The sequence below is a fragment of the Pseudomonas tritici genome, assembly GCF_014268275.3.
Classification (GTDB): Bacteria; Pseudomonadota; Gammaproteobacteria; order Pseudomonadales; family Pseudomonadaceae; genus Aquipseudomonas; species Aquipseudomonas tritici.
This window is the reverse complement of record NZ_CP077084.1, coordinates 2013864-2031045: the sequence shown is the minus strand read 5'-3', so window position 1 is coordinate 2031045 and position 17182 is coordinate 2013864. Positions and strand designations below refer to the sequence as shown.

Below are 17182 nucleotides of genomic sequence, written 5' to 3'. Positions count from 1 at the left end.
GCCTTCACAATTTCGCACTATTTAAAACGCCTAACAGACGCTGAACGCCTTATCATGACGAAGTTGTTTCAATATATTTCAAAACCTCACCACTCGCGGCCACGGATCCGGACCTGTCGAATGGCGTCCTGCTGGAGCTGAGTTAGATGAACAAGCCTGCTTTGCGTAAAAAGGCAGTATCGGTCGCCTGGGTATTCGGCGTGCTGCTGATTATTGATATTTTCCCCGAGACCACCCTGGTATTTCTCGGCCTAGTCGTGATCTGCGGCTTTTACGATTTCCTGCGTAATGGCTTGTATGACGCGCCGACCTTCAAAAAATACTTTATTGGCAGCGGTCGAAACACCTGGCTGCTGGCGCCGTTCAACACCCTGTTCGACCTGTTGAGCTCGGGTAACCGACACGTCTACAGGATGGACGACCTGCCCCCGGCCTGGCGTGAAGACCTGCAACAGGTCATCAACGAAGCCATGGCCCATAAGGACGAAATCATCGGCTACCTGGACGAACGCATGGCCGAGAAGAAGCGCGGCATGTTGTTTTTCCAGTGGTACGGCCGGCCGATCGAGACCGCGCTGGACATTCCGAAACTGCGCGAAAAATTGCCGTTCGTGAAGACCATCGGCGTGTCGGTGTTCAATGAAAACCGCTCGACCTCGTTTCACTTCGGCCCCTTGCGCATGATGTTCCGCGTGCTCTACAACATGGCGCCGGCAGCGCATCACGAGGGCGTATACATCCAAGTGGGCAAGCAAAAGCATTACTGGCACGACGACCCGCTGTTTATCTTCGATGACACGTTGATGCATGCGTCTTTCAACAAAAACGATGCAAAGCGTTACTGCCTGTTTATCGATATCGTGCGGCCGACCCCGCTGCCCTTGGTTCTCAACGCCGCAATCGCTGGGTTTGCCGGGATGGTCTTTACCCTGCGTCGGGTTTTCTACAAAAACTGGAAGCTGATTCAGTAAGTTCTGCGGCATTATGGTGCTGGACGGTGTTTGCGCTCGGCCTCGCGCCTGAGGTAAACATCCGTCTCGTGCGTCCGAATTCGGCGCCCACCATTCTCAAGCCATCGCGGCCCTGTGCGGGTGCGGTGGCTGTGCTTTCAAGGATTAAGAATGCCCCAACGTCAAGTCATCAATGCTTCCGTCAGCCCCAAGGGCAGCCTCGAAACCCTGTCCCAACGTGAAGTGCAGCAACTGAGCGAAGCCGGTTCCGGTAGCATCTACACCCTGTTCCGCCAGTGCGCCCTGGCCATCCTCAACACTGGCGCGCACATCGACAACGCCAAGACCATTCTCGACGCCTACAAGGATTTTGAAGTCCGTATCCACCAGCAAGACCGCGGTGTGCGCCTTGAACTGCTGAATGCCCCTGCCGACGCATTCGTCGATGGCGAAATGATCGCCAGCACCCGCGAAATGCTGTTCAGCGCCCTGCGTGACATCGTCTATACCGAGAATGAACTGGACAGCCAGCGCATCGACCTGAGCAATTCCCAGGGCATCACCGATTACGTGTTCCACCTGCTGCGCAACGCCCGTACGTTGCGCCCGGGTGTCGAGCCGAAGATTGTCGTGTGCTGGGGCGGGCACTCGATCAATACCGAAGAATACAAATACACCAAGAAGGTCGGCCACGAACTGGGCCTGCGCAGTCTCGACGTGTGCACCGGCTGCGGCCCTGGCGTGATGAAAGGCCCGATGAAAGGCGCGACCATTGCCCACGCCAAGCAACGCATCACCGTCGGGCGCTATCTAGGGCTGACCGAGCCGGGCATCATCGCCGCTGAAGCGCCGAACCCGATCGTCAACGAGCTGGTGATCCTGCCGGATATCGAAAAGCGCCTGGAAGCCTTCGTCCGTGTAGGCCACGGCATCATCATCTTCCCGGGCGGCGCCGGCACGGCTGAAGAGTTCCTGTACCTGCTGGGCATCCTGATGCACCCGGACAACCGCGACCTGCCGTTCCCGGTCATCCTCACCGGGCCAAAACACGCGGCCCCGTACCTGCAACAACTGCATGCATTTGTCGGCGCCACCCTCGGCGAGGCGGCCCAGGCGCACTACCAGATCATCATCGACGACCCGGCCGAAGTGGCCCGCCAGATGACCATTGGCCTCAAGGCGGTGAAGCAGTTCCGTCGCGAACGCAACGACGCCTTCCACTTCAACTGGCTGCTGAAAATCGATGAGGGCTTCCAGCGCCCGTTCGACCCGACCCACGAAAATATGGCCAGCCTGCAACTAAGCCACGCGCTGCCACCCCACGAACTCGCCGCCAATTTGCGCCGTGCATTCTCGGGGATTGTGGCGGGTAACGTGAAAGACAAGGGCATCCGCCTGATCGAGCAGAACGGCCCTTACGAAATCCATGGCGACCCGGCCATCATGAAACCGCTGGACGAACTGTTGAAGGCGTTCGTGGCCCAGCACCGCATGAAGCTTCCAGGCGGTGCGGCGTATGTGCCGTGCTATCGCGTGGTGCAATAAACCGCCGGTTTCAGTCATACGTTGTAGCGCTTTAACGCCGTTTTAAAGCGTGCAGGTGGCGTGAGTCGGACTAAGGTTTTTACTTGTCCCGACTCACACACACCAGAGAGCAACCTATGGACCAACGGATCTTGTCCTCCATCATTCCTTACCCTAAGGTAAGGAGTATCACGATGGAGATCTTCAATATGGCTACCGCCACGCTTACGTCGAAAGGGCAAATCACCATTCCCGTTCAGGTCAGAACCGCCTTGGGCCTGGAAACAGGAGACCGCGTTGAATTCGTTGAAATGGAGGACGGTAAATTTTCCATCATGGCAGCGAGTAAAACCGTACATGACCTCAAAGGCCTGATCCGAAAACCCGCCAACGCCGTCTCCCTGGATGAAATGAACCGCGCCATCGCGGCACAAGGAGCGAAAGCTGGATGATCGGGCTGGATACCAATGTGCTGGTTCGCTATGTCACCCAGGATGATCCCGTCCAATCGTCCAAGGCCTCCGAATTGATCGAATCACTCACCAGCGTTTCACCGGGTTTTGTCAGCCTGGTGTCCGTGGTGGAACTGGTGTGGGTTTTACAAAGTTGTTACCAGTCAGCCAAGAGTGAGGTGGTAACCGTTCTGGAAACGCTGTTGCGCACCCGTGAATTGACCATTGAGCACGCCGAGATCATTTGGCAGGCCCTGCGACGCTTCACGGCGAGCAAGGCCGATTTTGCGGACTGCCTGATAGAACGCTGTGCCCATGCAGCTGGCTGCGAATATACCGCCACCTTTGACCTGAATGCTGCGAAGGCGGCAGGCATGAAGCGACTGACCTGAGGCTTGCCGTTGCAGCGCCACTCAGGTCAAAGCGGATGCTGTAAAGCGCTGGGCACCGATCAACTGGGCTCGGCGCCGTTGCGCGAGGTTCGGCTGCCTGGCACCAGGAAGCCGACCCAGCCAAGGCTCAGCGAACCCAACCACCGCCCTGCCAGTGATACCCATCATTACGTTGCACCCAGTGCGGATGCACATAACGGTAACCCTCGCGCACCGGCTCCCAATGACCATGGACCGCGACATAGCGCCCACCGTCCCAGCGCCAGTAACCACGTGACCATACATAGCCGTAGCGCACGGGCGGTTCGACTTCGATCACCTGCACCGGCGGCGGTTGCGGCGCAACAACTTCCACATACTCACGTTGAACCGGCCTGCGCTCATGCACGACGCGCTCTTGTACACATCCGGATGCGGCGACGACCACGGCCGCCAATGCTGCATAACGTAGCAACATACAAACCCCTCGGACGCTGACGCCCAAACACCTGCAAAATTGAAAATGCCCCCTTTTCCAGCCGCTCTCCTGATCGGCCATGGGTATTTTTTAACAGGAAGTGTCTGTCAGGTTGCTGAACCTGAGGGCGTTGCGCTTATAAGTGCAGACGAAAGGTACAGTGCGCATTTATCCCCTCAAGCCGGGCCAAAACGCTGCAACACGGCCTCGACGAAACGTCGCAACTTAGCCGTACGTTGCCGATTAGCGGTGTAGACCAAATGCATCGCCCGGCTCGGCGCGTCGAAATCCGGCAGCACCCGCACCAAGTCGCCCTTCGCTAACGCCGTACGCAGGAAGTCTTGCGGACCGAGCACAATGCCGAACCCATCCAGTGCAGCCGACATCAGCGCCCTGCTTTCGTTGATCTGCAAGCGGCTGCTTACCTGCACCTTATGCGGCACCGCGCCTTCGTAAAACCCCCATTCCCGATCTGCCGGACGCGACCAGAAGGCATAGCCCAGGCACTCGTGATGCTCAAGGTCTGCCGGTTTCAACGGTGTGCCGCTGGCCTTCAGGTACGCCGGCGCTGCACAGACCACCAGGCGATAGGGTGCCAGCGGCCGAGCTGTCAGGCCGGTGGTCGCCAAGGGACCGATGCGAAAGGCCGCTTCATAACCCTCCTCCACCAAGTCGACGAAACGATCCGTGAGGTGCAGGTCAATGTGCACATCCGGGTTGTCGCGCAAAAAACCGGTAATCAACGGCATCAGGCTGTAGGAGCCGAAGGTCACCGGGGCGGTGATTTTCAGCTTGCCACGCGGCGTGTCATTCATGATCTGCGCGAGAGAGTCGGCAGCCTCGGCCTCCGTCAGGATGTGCTTGCAACGTTCGTAATACGCGCTACCCAACTCTGTAAGGCTTTGCCTTCGCGTAGTGCGGTTGAGCAAGCGCGCACCCAGCCGTTGTTCCAACGCGGTGACATGCTTGGCCACCATCTGCGCAGACATGTCCAAACGCTCGGCCGCGCGGGCGTAGGAACCCAGCTCAGCAGCCATCACAAAGGCGTTCATGCTTGATAAACGGTCCATCATTCCCTACTCCCAGTAACAACATCCGCGCCGGAACCGTCATTTATCACCAGATGGTTGCCAATCATCATAGCCACTTCATACCTTCACTGGAGCAAGCACATGAAGATTGGCGTGATTGGAGCAGGTTTTATCGGGCGCGCTGTCGCGCAACTGGCATTGGCGGCCGGGCACGAAGTGATGTTGAGCAATTCCCGCGGCCCACAGACCATGAGCAGCGTGCTGAGCGGCATACTGGGGGTTCAAGTGGGCAGCGCAGATGATGCCGCACAATTTGGCGATGTGGTGCTCGTGGCGATTCCCCTGGAGCATTACCGCAGTGTGCCTGCGCAGTGGCTGGAGGGTAAAACGGTGATGGACGCCAACAATTACTATCCCAACCGCGATGGGCATATCCCGGCACTGGACCGTTTTGAAACCACCACCAGCCGGCTGCTTGCTGACCATTTGCCGCATTCACACGTGGTGAAAGTGTTCAACGCGATCTTCGCGCCAGACCTGACGCAGGATGCCCGCCCTCACGGCGCGCCTGACCGTCGCGCACTGCCGGTGGCAGCAGATGACGCGACGGCCAAGGCACGCGTGATCACGTTGCTCGATGAGCTGGGTTTCGATGCCGTAGACGCAGGTGGGCTGGACGATAGCTGGCGGTTTGAGCGAGCCAAGCCGGCGTATTGCGTCCCGCTGGACCAGGCTGGATTGAAAGCAGCGTTGGCGGCGGCTGAGCGTACAGTTGAACTGCTGGCCGTTGAGCGAAACCACAGCCACGCATAAACACCCGCGCACAAAAAAGCCCGCTGACCGTTACCGGTTCAGCGGGCTTTTTCTTAGCCGTTACTTACAGCGCCAGGTCAGACGCTGGCTTGCTCGGCTCAGCCGCAGGCTTGGCAGCCTCGGTCGCCTTTGGAGCAGCCGCTTGCGGAATCACAGGCGGTGTAGGCAGCTGCAGGACGCCGGCAGTGTAGGCCCATTCCTTGGCAACCGCTTCTGGGCTGTCATTCAGCTTGGTGCCGTAGCTCGGTACGATCTGGTGCAGTTTGGCCTGCCACTCAGGGGTCGCTACCTTATCCTTGAACACTTTTTGCAGCACGGTCAGCATGATCGGAGCCGCGGTCGACGCGCCTGGCGATGCACCCAACAGGCCTGCGATGGTGTTGTCGGCGGAGCTGACCACTTCGGTACCGAGTTTCAGGACGCCGCCCTGCTCTTCGTCACGCTTGATGATCTGCACGCGCTGACCGGCCTGCCACAGGCGCCAGTCGGATTGCTTGGCGTTCGGGAAGTACTCTTGCAATGCCTTGAAGCGGTCGTCATCCGACAGCATCAGTTGACCAGCGAGGTACTCGACCAGCGGGTATTCACGAATACCGACTTTGGTCATCGGCCAGATGTTGTGGGTGGTGGTGCTGGTCAGCAGGTCCAGGTACGAGCCTTCTTTGAGGAACTTGGTGGAGAAGGTCGCGAATGGGCCAAACAGGATCACGCGCTTGCCATCCAGCACACGGGTGTCCAGGTGCGGAACCGACATCGGTGGCGAGCCCACCGAAGCCTTGCCGTAGGCCTTGGCCAGGTGCTGCTCGGCGACAGTTGGGTTGTCGGTCACCAGGAACGAACCACCCACCGGGAAGCCGGCGTATTCCTTGGCTTCAGGAATGCCCGACTTTTGCAGCAGATGCAGGGCACCGCCGCCGGCGCCGATGAACACGAACTTGGCATCGGTTTCGGTCTTGGTGCCGTCTTTCAGATTTTTGTAGCTCACGCGCCACGAACCGTCGTCGTTGCGGGTGATGTCCTGCACTTCGCTCGACAGTTTCAGGTCGAACTTAGGGGTGGTTTGCAGGTGAGCGACGAACTGGCGGGTGATCTCGCCGAAGTTCATGTCAGTACCCAGCGGGCTCCAGGTGGCCGCGATTTTCTGGTTTGGGTCACGCCCTTCCATCATCAACGGAACCCACTTGGCGATCTGCGCCGGGTCTTCGGAGTACTGCATGCCGGCGAACAGCGGGCTCGCCTTCAGCGCTTCATAACGCTTCTTCAGGAATTTGATGTTGTCATCGCCCCACACAAAGCTCATGTGCGGTGTGGAGTTGATGAATGAACGCGGGTTCTTCAACACACCCTGCTGGACCTGCCAGGACCAGAACTGACGGGAGATCTGGAACGCTTCGTTGATCTCGACCGCTTTAGGGATCTCAACGTTGCCGTTCTTGTCTTCCGGGGTGTAGTTCAACTCAGCCAGGGCCGAGTGACCGGTACCGGCGTTGTTCCAGCCGTTGGAGCTTTCTTCGGCAACGCCATCAAGGCGCTCGACCATTTCCATCGACCAGCCCGGCTCCAGCTCATTGAGCCAGACCCCCAGGGTCGCACTCATGATGCCGCCGCCGATCAGCAGCACATCGACTTTCTTTGCCTCTTCCGCGTGAACGGACGTGATCCCCATCGACAAAGCCAGCCCCAGCAGGGCAGTGTTTACTTTTTTAAACATCAGTAGCACCTATGATAAAACGCCATCCGCCCTACCGCCCTTGAATCTTCAAGGCCGCAGGGTGGGCACACAAGACCGACGTATCGACCTCACTTTTATGTCCCTTCTGCGCTGACTTCTTATCATTATTGGCTTCAGCTACCTGGGCGCCATCGACCCGCGGGGACGTATACGGATGTACGTACCAGAGAGAGACTAGTCCAAGATGGCGCGCAGAATATCACGCCCTGCGGCGGATATGGACTCACCGGTCGCGCGGCCATCACTTCGCCAGTTTTTAAGATCCGTCTCATGTGCCTCTAAATCACAGCATTGCACTATGGATTGGCTTACCTGACGGGTAGGCAGACAACTTTCCATCTCTTGAAAGAGGCATTGCAATGCTGAACAAACTGAGCCAACTCACCCTCGCCTGCGGCGCTTGCTGGTTGCTGGCCGGCGCCGCACAGGCAGCGGACGGGCAGATCGAATTCACCGGTTCGGTCACCGACAACGCCTGCACCATCACCACCGGCGACGTGAACAAGTCCGTGACCCTGGACGCGGTGCGCATCGCTGACTTCCAGCCGACCGTCGGTTCCACCGCCAAGGCGAAAAAATTCACCATCAGCCTGGACAACTGCAGCTTCGCGACCAAGAAAAACGTCGCGATCACTTTCAGCGGCCAGCAAGACGCCAACGACTCCACCCTGCTCGGCCTGACCGGCGAAAACCAGGTCAAGGGTATCGCGATCCAGATCGCCGACGCGCGGGACGGCAAAAAGCTGCCACTGAACACGCCGACCGCCGATTACGACCTGCGTGCCCAGTCCAACACCTTTGACTTCACCGCTGCTTACGTGCGCACCGTCGCCGACACCACCACCGGTGAAGGCGACGACGCTGTGACCACCTCCGGCATCGGTACCGGTCAGGTGCACGCGCTGGCCAGCTTCGACGTTACCTACAAGTAATTGCTCGTCAACACCGTGGGCCAGGCGTTTGCGCGCAGGCCCGCGGGCTTCCGGAGTTCCCTGTCATGCGTTTGAAAGTCTGTTTCCTGCTCGCCCTGCTGCCGCTCTGGCACAGCACGGCAGCCAACGCCGCCGTCACCGTCGGCGCCACGCGGCTGATCTACGACGGCGCGGCCAATGAAGCCAACCTGACCGTCAGCAACCGCGAAGACACCTCACCCTACCTCGTGCAGTCCTGGGTCAGCCGCTTCGGCAGTGGCAACGAGGACAGCGTCGATAACTTTATCGTCACGCCGCCGCTGTTCCGCCTGGATGCCAACAAGGAAAACATCCTGCGCGTGATCTTTACCGGTGGCCCCGAAGTGCCCCAGGACCGCGAAAGCCTGTACCTGATGAACGTCAAGGCGATCCCGGCCATGAGCGATGACCAGAAAGGCAAGAACGTGCTGCAGATCGCGCTCAAGACCACCATCAAACTGTTTTACCGCCCGGCCGGCGTCAAAGGCTCGCTCAAGGACGCAGTGGCGCAAGTGAACTGGAAGGCCCAAGCGGGTGCATTGGCCTTCAATAACGCCTCCAAGCTGCACGTGGTGGTCAGCGAACTGAAGCTCAACGGCCTGCCGATCACCCAGGCGCCGGATGTGCTACGCCCAGGCGAAGCCCGTGAGCTGCCGATCCAGGCCAAGGCTGGCGATGAAGTGTCGCTCAGCTACATCGACGACTACGGCAGCACCGTGGACGCACCGGTCATCCGCATCCACTAAGACCCCGCGCCAACCCGGCAACACCTTTGCAGGAACGCCCATGCCCCGTTCATTCCCATTCATGCGCTGCCGCGCCATGAAGGCTTTCGGCTGCCCGCTCGTGGCCGCCGCAGCCTTGCACCTGGCCCCCGCACACGCCGGCTACGAGTTCGATGCGTCGTTCCTCGAGATCGGCGGCGGGCAGAGTTCGGCAGCCGTGAAACAACAAGTCAGCGCCATGAGCGACGGCCAGTTACCGGGGATTTATCGGGTGGATGTGGTGCTCAACGAGCGCTCGGTGGAGCAGCGTGATGTGCGCTTTATCCGCGCCATCGGCAGTCAGGAACGCTCGAGCACCGGCCTGTTCCCGTGCCTGGATGTCGAGTTTTTCCGCGCCCAGGGCGTGGCCGCCACCGCCCTGCAAAACCGCAGCGACGCCGACCCCACCTGCATTGCGTTCGACCAGGGCCTGGCCGGCGTGAGCTACGACTACGACTTCAACCGCCAGATCCTGTCGATTGAAATCCCCCAGGCCTACCTGGGCAGCATCCCGTTTGAAGTGCGCCGTCGGCAATGGAGCAATGGCGAACAGGTGGCGTTCACCAACTACAGCTTTACCGGCAGCACCGTGGAGTCCGACGCCGGTCGCCGCCAGGACCAGTTCGGCAGCCTGCGCAGCGGCATCAATGCCGGGGCCTGGCGCCTGCGCAATTTTTCCACCTGGCAAAAAGGCAGCACCACGCCCGGGCGCTGGGAGTCGCTGGAAACCTACGCCCAGCGCGACATGGGCAACATGATGGCGATCGCCACCCTGGGTGACTCCACCACCGAAGGCGACCTGTTTGACGCCATCCCCTATCGCGGGCTGGGCATCGCCTCGGACCTGGACATGCTGCCCGACCAGGCCCGCGAATTCGCCCCGGTGATTCGCGGTATTGCCAATGGCCGCTCGCGGGTGATCATCCGCCAGCGCGGTTATGTGATCCATGAACAATGGGTGCCGTCGGGGCCCTTCGCCTTGACCGACCTGTACCCCACCGCCAGCAACGGCGACATCGAAGTCACGGTGGAAGGCCCGGACGGCCAGCGCCAGGTCTACACCCAGTCGTTTTCGTCGGTGCCCTACATGCTGCGCGAAGGCCAGCAAAGTTACTCGGTGTTCGCCGGCCAGTACCGCCCGGCGCAATCGTCCTTTGTGCAGCAAACCCCGACATTTATCCAGGCCTCCCTGCGCCGTGGCTTGAGCGGCAGCACCACGTTGTTTGGCGGCAGCCTGCTGAGTGATCAATACAACGCCGGCCTGCTGGGCTTTGCCCATGACTTTGCCGGCTTTGGCGCGATCTCGGTGGACGTGACCCACGCCCGCAGCGATGGCATGGGCCGGGGAAAAACCACCTCCAGCGGCCAGTCGTTCCGTTTTCGCTACTCCAAGTCGCTGGCGGCCACCGACACTAATTTCAGCCTGATCGGCTACCGCTACTCCACCGGCGGCTACTACTCGTTCAACGAAGCGCTGAACAGCCGCAGCACCGAGCAAAGCCTGGACACGTACCGCAGCGGCCACATGAAAAGCAACTTCACCGCCAACGTGTCGCAGCAATTGGGCGGCTACGGCGGGGTGTACGCCAACGTGTCGAAAACCGCCTACTGGGACAAGAGCAAGGCCGACACCTCGATCCAGCTGGGTTACAGCGCGAGCGTCGGCGACATTTCCTACTCCCTCGGGCTGGCCATGAGCAAAGGCGCCAACACCGACGATCGCAGCCTGTCCCTGAGCATCAGCATGCCCCTGGGCGGCACGCGCAGCCAGCGCGTTACGGCCAACCTGAACCAGAGCGCGCGTGGCTCGGCATCCCGCACCGCGACCCTGAGCGGCAACGCGTTCGAGGATGACACCCTGGCCTACAGCGCGGGCGTATCGCAGCAAGTCAACAGCGTACAACGCCAGACCGGCGGCACCTTCGCCGCGCAATACGACGCCCCAAGCGCGATTGTGCGCGGCGCCTACAACGAGACCAGCGGCAGCCGCCAGCTGGACATGGGCATCGAAGGCTCGGTGGTGGCGTATGACAGCAACCTGATGTTCAGCCAGCCATTGGGCGAAACCAATGTAATCGTCGCCACACCAGGCGCCGCCGACGTGGGCATCAGCAACAAGCGCGGAGTGCGCACTAACAGCAATGGCTACACCGTGGTGCCACAGGCCCTGCCCTATCGCAAAAACCGCGTGTCGCTGGACACCCAATCGATGCCGGCTGACGTCGACATCGCCGAGCCGGTGCAGGAAGTCACGCCAAACCGTGGCGCGTTTGTACTGGCCGACTTCGACACCCGGCGCGGCCAACGCATTCTGTTTCGCATCAGCGACACCCGTGGCGAAGCCGCGCCGTTTGCTGCCCGCGCCGAACTGCTCGCGCCGGACGGCCGTGCCTTGGGCAACACCCTGGTGGCCGACAAAGGCCGCGCGTTCCTGACCGGCGTGCCGCCCGAGGCACGGTTGCTGATCAGCGTCGACGGCCAGGCGTGGTGCAGCCGCGAATTGACGCTGGACGAAACAAAGCCTGCCGAGGGTGGGATTACCCAACTGAATATTCAATGTGAGCGCGCGGCCGGTGGGTCGGGTGCCAAGGATTCCTGAGCATGAACATCATCAATGAAATGTGCGTACGCCTGAGCCTTGCGCTGCTGTGCGGCGTGTTGGCCTGCATTTCCCAGCCAGCGCAGGCGTTGGTCGAAGGCAACGTCAACTGCACACAGCAAAGCATCCCCCCCGACGGCTACACGTTTGAGCCGGGCCAGGCGATCAGGGTCACCTATCAGGGAAGTTGCATAATTCGCCGGACATTTCCCTATTCCGCCGGTTTGAATACGCAAATCAACTACATGAGCGGCTCGGATCAAGCTACGTTGAAATTGCTCGACCCGTACCACAACACCTACTTTTCCGATCTGCCACTCGGCATCTACAGTGGCAATTGCCTCGGCGGCACCTGCAAGCGCCTACCCGTGAATACCTCGGTGCCCTACCACTTCATCCTCGTGGGCAACGCGCCCCGCACCCCTGGCGTACGCTATGTAGCGGTGCTGTTGGGCGTGACTTCGCAGAACTACCTGGGGTATGGCGAGTGGTTCGTGCAAACGCTGTTTGAATACACCGTCTTGCCGCCGGCGTGCAGCCTGAGCTCACCCGGCAGCGTCAACCTGCGCTTTGGCTCTATCAGCAACAGCGAACTCAACAACCAGATGCAATCGACCACCGTGTCGATCAACTGCAAGTCCGCGATGCGGGCCAACGTTTACCTGCTGCCCAACCAGGCGGTAGTCAACGCCACCACCGGCGTGACGCGTACCTCACTGGCGGGTTTGAACATGCAGGCGCTGTGGACCGACACCCTGAACCCGGTGAACTTCACTACCCCGCGCTTTATGCAGTTACGCGTGGGCAGCAATGACGTAAACCTGAGCTTCAAGCCACAACTGGCGGCTGGGCAATCACCGACGGGTGCGTTTCAGAGCCAATACACGCTGAACATCGACTATCAATGAGGGCCTTGCCATGAAAACTCCGCTGCTCGCCCTGGTGCTGCTCAGCAGCACCGCTCACGCTGCCGACGTGGTGAATATCACCGTCAGCGGCACCCTCACCCGCCCACCGTGCGTGCTGAGTACCGGCACCACCCTGACCGCCGCATTTGGCGACGTGCGTACTGACCAGGTGGCGACCACCGGCACTGTGCAAGTGCCGGTGCGCTTGAAGTGCTCGTCGGGTTCTTCGCTCAATGTCAGCTTCACGTCCAATAACGGCACCTATACCTCCACCGTGGCCAAGACCACCGCCGATAACCTTGGTGTGTCGTTGCTGTGGGCGGACAACACGGCGGCAAACCTCAATGGCACCGTCAAGAAATACACCAACCTTAGCGGCGACGTGGATATCAGCCTCAAGGCGCAACTGGTCGAACGGGGCACGCTGGCGCCCGGCGCGTTCACCTCGTCGATGGTCATGACCCTCAATTACCTATGAAAGCGCTTGCCTGGATACTGCTGGCCATAGCCGGCACCGCCCTTGCGCAAGCGGCGGAGGAAGCGCAGATCGACGTCAGCGGCAAGCTGATCGCACCGCCCTGCACCGCGAGATTTCCGAGTACGCAACAGGTGGACCTGGGCAAGGTCAACCTCAGCCAGTTGGCCGACGACAGCGCCGTCGCCACCGACGTGCCGCTGGTCTTCGACTGTCAGGCGGGCGTCCAGGTCGAGCTGAGTTTGTCGGCGAACATGGGCCGGGCTATCACCGTCAACCCCGTGTTGCTCACCACTCTCCCATCCCTGGGGTTGCAGGTGCAATTGCGTGACAAGACCGACAAGCCGGGCATCGGCCTGGGCCAAACCGGCACCTGGCCAGTAGAAGACGAACCGTTGGCGCTGACCCTTCGCGTCAAGCCCGTGTCCCTGGGCGAGCTGCCCGAAGCGGGCGGCTACAAAGCCTCCCTGTTGATGCAGATGACGTACCGCTGATTACTGAAACTGCCGGGCCTCGATGCAATAGGTCAGCAACGCCTGATCACTGTCCACCTCCAGCTTGCGCATGGCCGAGACTTTCTGCGCGCTGACGGTCTTGTTGCTGCGGCTCAACTGCCGCGCAATGTCGCTGACGCTCATGCCCGTCACAAATAAACGCAGCACTTCCATCTCCCGCGGCGACAGGCTCTGGAAGCGCTCCTGCACCTGGGTCGCATTGGCCACCACCGAGGTCGCGGCGGGCTCCGGTGCGCGGTAACTGCGCTGGGCACTGATCGCGCCGAGGGCTTTTTCGATCTCGCCGTGCAGGTGGTTTTTCTGGATCACGCCCGCCACGCCCAGCTCCTGCAAGCGGGTGAGGATCAGGCTGTTGGAAATCATGGTCAGCACCAGCACCTGGGTCTCGGGGAAGTGGCGCAGGATGTACTCGATCAGCTTCAGGCCATCGCCGTAGGTGTCGTCGCCGGGCATGTTGAAATCGGTGATCAACACTTGCGGGCGATGGCTGCGCAGTTGTTCGATCAATTGGCTGGAACTGACCGCCTCGCCCACCAGGGTATAGCGCGCATCGCGCTGCACGATCTCGCGCACGCCCACCAGCACGATCGGGTGGTCATCGGCGATGACGACGTTCATTTCTCGCATTATTTGTCTTCCTTGTGAGCGGTTGACTCTGCCACCAGGCACTGCGCCACCGCCGTCAGGCGTGCGCACAACTCGCGGATCTGCGCAGTGGCGTGGCTGTCGAGGGGGCCGTCGTACAGTGTGTTTTCCCATTTCTGGCAGGCATTGGATAAAGCCCCGGCACGCGCGCTGGCGAGCGCGCCGTTGAGGCTGTGCAGGCGCTGGCGCACCAGGGTCGAATCGCCGGTGACCAGGCCCTGTTCGATCTGCTGCACGTCGGCCAGCAAGGTGTCGCCCATCAGTTGGCGCATGGCCGGCGACAGCTCGATCCAGCCTTCGCGGTCGCGGTCTGGCGTCGGCGCAGCCAGGGCCGTCGCGCGGCGACAGTGCGACATCAAGGCCTGGCGCAGCATGTTCATGCTCAGCGGCTTGACCACCCAGGCATTCATGCCCACCGCCAGGCAGCGCTCACCCTCTTCACGCAGGGCGTTGGCGGTGACGCCGATGATCGGCACCTGCACGCCTTGCTCGCGCAGGGCGCGGGCCAGGTCGTAGCCGTTGAGGCGCGGCATGTTGATGTCGGTGATCACCAGGTCGAACGGCTGCGAACCCCAGATCTGCAACGCATGCTCGCCGTCCCGCGCCACGGTGGCCTGGGCGCCGAGGGCTTCGAGCTGCTCCTGCAACACGGCCTGGCTGACCGGGTTGTCTTCGGCCACCAGCACACGCACATTCAGGCACGGCGCATCCAGGCAAGGTTCTGCCAGCATCGGGCCGGCGACCGACTCGGCGCTGCTGAGGATCGGCAAGGTGATAAACAACGAGAAACTGCTGCCCAGGCCTGGCTCACTGACCACACGCATGGTGCCGCCCATCAATTCGCTCAGGCGCGAACAGATCGACAAGCCCAGGCCCGCGCCATTACCGTCCTGGCCGCCCGCCACTTGATAGAAGGGTTTGAACAACTGGTCCAGGGCCTTCTCCGGAATGCCCACGCCGGTGTCGGTGACCTGCCATTGCAGGGCCACATGGTCTTCGAGCAATTCCTGCACGGTAAGGCGCAAACGCACGCGCCCGGACTCGGTGAACTTGATCGCATTGCCCAGCAGGTTATGCAGGATCTGGCGGATGCGCCCTGCATCGCCGAGCAATTGCTGCGGCACTTGCGGGTCGATTTCCGCATCGATCTGCAAGCCTTTGTTGCGCGCGGTGGCGGTGAAGCCCAGCACCGATTCCTCGACCAATTGACGCGGGCCGAACGGCGCAGCTTCCACCGCCATTTGCCCGGACTCGATTTTCGACACGTCGAGCACGTTGCTGATCAGTTGGAACAGCACGGTGGACGAGCCCTGGATAATTTCCAGGTACTGGCGCTGGCGCTCGCTCATGTCGGTCAGGGCCATCAGCTCGAGGTTGCCCAGCACGCCGTACAGCGGCGTGCGGATCTCGTGGCTCATGGTCGCCAGGAACACCGTCTTGGCCTCGTTGGCCGCAGTGGCTTCCTGGCGGGCCAGGTCCAGCTGCAAGGTTTCATCCACGTGCCGGGTGATGTCATTGCAGCCGCAGAGGAACACGTCCTCGCCCTCGTAACGCGCGGCCACCACCACGACTTGCAGGTAGCGGCCCTGCACGGCCAGGCACATCTCGCCGGGGGTGTCCGCGCCGTCGTTGGCCCTGAGGGCCTCGACCAGTTGCGCGGTGCCGCCCAGTTGCAGGGCGCGCTGGTTTTCCAGCAGCAACTGGCAGTCGCTGCGCCGCACCACGCACAGGCCTGCCGGGGCGTTGTGGAGCATGATGCGGTTGAACGCTTCACTCTCGAACAAACGCTCCTGGGCGCGCTGGGCCGGGCTGACAATACGGGTCTTGTACCAATGGTTGATCCACCAGCCCAGCAATACCGCGGCGAGGAACGTCAGGCCCAGGCCCAGCAGCGGCCACTTGGCGTAGCGTAGGAAATCCTGATAGCTGATCGCGTACAAGCCGGTCCAATGCTCGCCGCCTTCGCTGAGCATCTTGAAGCGCAAGCCCTGGCTGTTGAAGCTCAGGCCCAGGGGCGCCATCTGTTCATCGCCGAGGCTGCCGAGCAGCACATCGCCCTGGGGCGAGATCAGGGTGAACTGGTTGTACACCGACAATTGCAGCACCCGCTCGAACTCATCGACCTGCGAGGTATCCACCACCGCCGCCAAGGTGAGCATTCCCTGCGGTTGATTGGCAGGCAGGAGGGCGGCGGGCGCATCAAGGCCGATCATCGCCACCACGCTGCGGCTGTTCTTATACAGCTGCAACGGCGCACGCACCCAACGCACGCGGCTGTCGGTGAGCAGCAGGCTTTGGCTTTGCTGCAACTGGTGCAAGCGGCTCACCACGCCACGGTACTGCTCACGCAACAAGGGCTGGTGCTGGCGCAGGCCGCCAATGCCGGGCACGGCCAGGCTGGCCTCGTCATTGGGAGTAAACACGAACAGCTGCGGCGAGGCATAAAAAGAGCTGGCCCAATAACCGCCGTAGTAGTCGCTCAACTGCACGCCAAACGCCAGCGCCCGGCGCGTGTCATCCGCCGTAAACCCGGCCGCGTGGGACAAGGTGAACGGCAACGACAAGGCAAAACCCTTGGCCTGCAACACCACTTGCCCGGCGTCGCGCTGCAACTCCACCACTTCGGTGGATTGCACGGAAGGCAGCGGTGGCGCATGGATGCGGTTGTAGCCGGTGGCCACATTGCGCAGGAACGCCTCGTGCTCATGGATGATTTCCACCACGCGGGCGAAGTGGAACGCGACCTTTTCCTGCTCGGCATCCAGCAACCGCGACACCGCCCAATAGCAACTGCTGGACAGCAACAAGGCCAGCCCGGTGAGCAGTAACAGGGCTTTGTTCAGGCGCTGGGAGCTTTGCGCCAGTTTGTCCAGGCGCAGACTTGCATGTTTCATTGTCGGTACCGGGAAAGCCTGAATCAGGACGTGGGGCCTATGCAATGATCCCGGCATTGGCCAATAACGCCCGGCGTACCA

General features: G+C 61.1%; 16 protein-coding genes. 11 read left to right on the top strand and 5 right to left on the bottom strand.

The features are described 5' to 3' along the window. Positions 1 to 146: 146 nt before the first annotated feature. The 4 genes from HU722_RS09065 to HU722_RS09050 all read left to right on the top strand — a co-directional run bounded on the left by HU722_RS09065 (position 147) and on the right by HU722_RS09050 (position 3318). Positions 147 to 971, top strand: a complete 825-nt coding sequence (locus tag HU722_RS09065; RefSeq protein WP_065874889.1) for an aspartyl/asparaginyl beta-hydroxylase domain-containing protein — start codon at positions 147 to 149, stop codon at positions 969 to 971. A gap of 150 nt (positions 972 to 1121) precedes the next feature. Then, positions 1122 to 2495 (top strand): nucleotide 5'-monophosphate nucleosidase PpnN, encoded by a 1374-nt coding sequence (gene ppnN, locus HU722_RS09060; RefSeq protein ID WP_065874888.1) that lies wholly within the window; start codon positions 1122 to 1124, stop codon positions 2493 to 2495. Positions 2496 to 2668: 173 nt separating this feature from the next. Further along, positions 2669 to 2926 carry an AbrB/MazE/SpoVT family DNA-binding domain-containing protein gene (locus HU722_RS09055; protein ID WP_065874887.1) on the top strand — a complete coding sequence of 86 codons (258 nt, stop codon included), beginning with the start codon at positions 2669 to 2671 and terminating at the stop codon, positions 2924 to 2926. Continuing rightward, complete coding sequence (locus tag HU722_RS09050; protein ID WP_065874886.1) at positions 2923 to 3318, top strand: type II toxin-antitoxin system VapC family toxin; 396 nt, start codon at positions 2923 to 2925, stop codon at positions 3316 to 3318. The genes HU722_RS09055 and HU722_RS09050 overlap by 4 nt, the downstream gene beginning before the upstream one ends. Positions 3319 to 3445: 127 nt before the next feature. Here HU722_RS09050 and HU722_RS09045 read toward each other — a convergent pair whose 3' ends face one another. After that, complete coding sequence (locus tag HU722_RS09045; RefSeq protein WP_065874885.1) at positions 3446 to 3775, bottom strand: YXWGXW repeat-containing protein; 330 nt, start codon at positions 3773 to 3775, stop codon at positions 3446 to 3448. Between the two features lie 176 nt (positions 3776 to 3951). Then, on the bottom strand, positions 3952 to 4848 hold the full coding sequence (locus HU722_RS09040; protein ID WP_186753011.1) for a LysR family transcriptional regulator: 897 nt from the start codon (positions 4846 to 4848) through the stop codon (positions 3952 to 3954). 99 nt (positions 4849 to 4947) lie between these two features. Between HU722_RS09040 and HU722_RS09035 the strand changes: the two genes are divergently transcribed. Next, entirely contained in the window at positions 4948 to 5619 is a 672-nt protein-coding gene (locus tag HU722_RS09035) for an NADPH-dependent F420 reductase (RefSeq protein WP_065945701.1), read from the top strand. Positions 5620 to 5683: 64 nt separating this feature from the next. Here HU722_RS09035 and mqo read toward each other — a convergent pair whose 3' ends face one another. Further along, positions 5684 to 7330 carry a malate dehydrogenase (quinone) gene (gene mqo / locus HU722_RS09030; RefSeq protein WP_065874882.1) on the bottom strand — a complete coding sequence of 549 codons (1647 nt, stop codon included), beginning with the start codon at positions 7328 to 7330 and terminating at the stop codon, positions 5684 to 5686. A gap of 380 nt (positions 7331 to 7710) precedes the next feature. On the opposite strand from mqo, the gene HU722_RS09025 reads away from it, so the two are divergent. From HU722_RS09025 to HU722_RS09000, 6 genes are all read left to right on the top strand, one after another. Continuing rightward, positions 7711 to 8283, top strand: a complete 573-nt coding sequence (locus tag HU722_RS09025) for a fimbrial protein (RefSeq protein WP_065882313.1) — start codon at positions 7711 to 7713, stop codon at positions 8281 to 8283. Between the two features lie 65 nt (positions 8284 to 8348). Beyond that, positions 8349 to 9047 carry a fimbrial biogenesis chaperone gene (locus HU722_RS09020; RefSeq protein WP_065882312.1) on the top strand — a complete coding sequence of 233 codons (699 nt, stop codon included), beginning with the start codon at positions 8349 to 8351 and terminating at the stop codon, positions 9045 to 9047. 40 nt (positions 9048 to 9087) lie between these two features. Then, the gene (locus HU722_RS09015; protein WP_186753012.1) at positions 9088 to 11664 is read left to right on the top strand and encodes a fimbria/pilus outer membrane usher protein; all 2577 of its coding nucleotides are present in this window, start codon (positions 9088 to 9090) and stop codon (positions 11662 to 11664) included. A gap of 2 nt (positions 11665 to 11666) precedes the next feature. Further along, a complete protein-coding gene (locus HU722_RS09010) occupies positions 11667 to 12572 on the top strand; it encodes an MrpH family fimbial adhesin (protein WP_065945704.1) in 906 nt (301 codons plus the stop codon). A 10-nt stretch (positions 12573 to 12582) separates the two neighbouring features. Beyond that, positions 12583 to 13050 (top strand): fimbrial protein, encoded by a 468-nt coding sequence (locus HU722_RS09005; protein WP_065882305.1) that lies wholly within the window; start codon positions 12583 to 12585, stop codon positions 13048 to 13050. Further along, positions 13047 to 13541 carry a fimbrial protein gene (locus HU722_RS09000; RefSeq protein ID WP_186753013.1) on the top strand — a complete coding sequence of 165 codons (495 nt, stop codon included), beginning with the start codon at positions 13047 to 13049 and terminating at the stop codon, positions 13539 to 13541. Before HU722_RS09005 ends, HU722_RS09000 begins: the two co-directional genes overlap by 4 nt. Here the strand turns inward: HU722_RS09000 and HU722_RS08995 are convergent, their stop codons facing one another. Together HU722_RS08995 and HU722_RS08990 are read right to left on the bottom strand one after the other, a co-directional pair. After that, the gene (locus tag HU722_RS08995) at positions 13542 to 14189 is read right to left on the bottom strand and encodes a response regulator (RefSeq protein ID WP_065882302.1); all 648 of its coding nucleotides are present in this window, start codon (positions 14187 to 14189) and stop codon (positions 13542 to 13544) included. Next, positions 14189 to 17101, bottom strand: a complete 2913-nt coding sequence (locus HU722_RS08990; protein WP_065945707.1) for an ATP-binding protein — start codon at positions 17099 to 17101, stop codon at positions 14189 to 14191. Before HU722_RS08990 ends, HU722_RS08995 begins: the two co-directional genes overlap by 1 nt. Positions 17102 to 17182 lie beyond the last annotated feature (81 nt).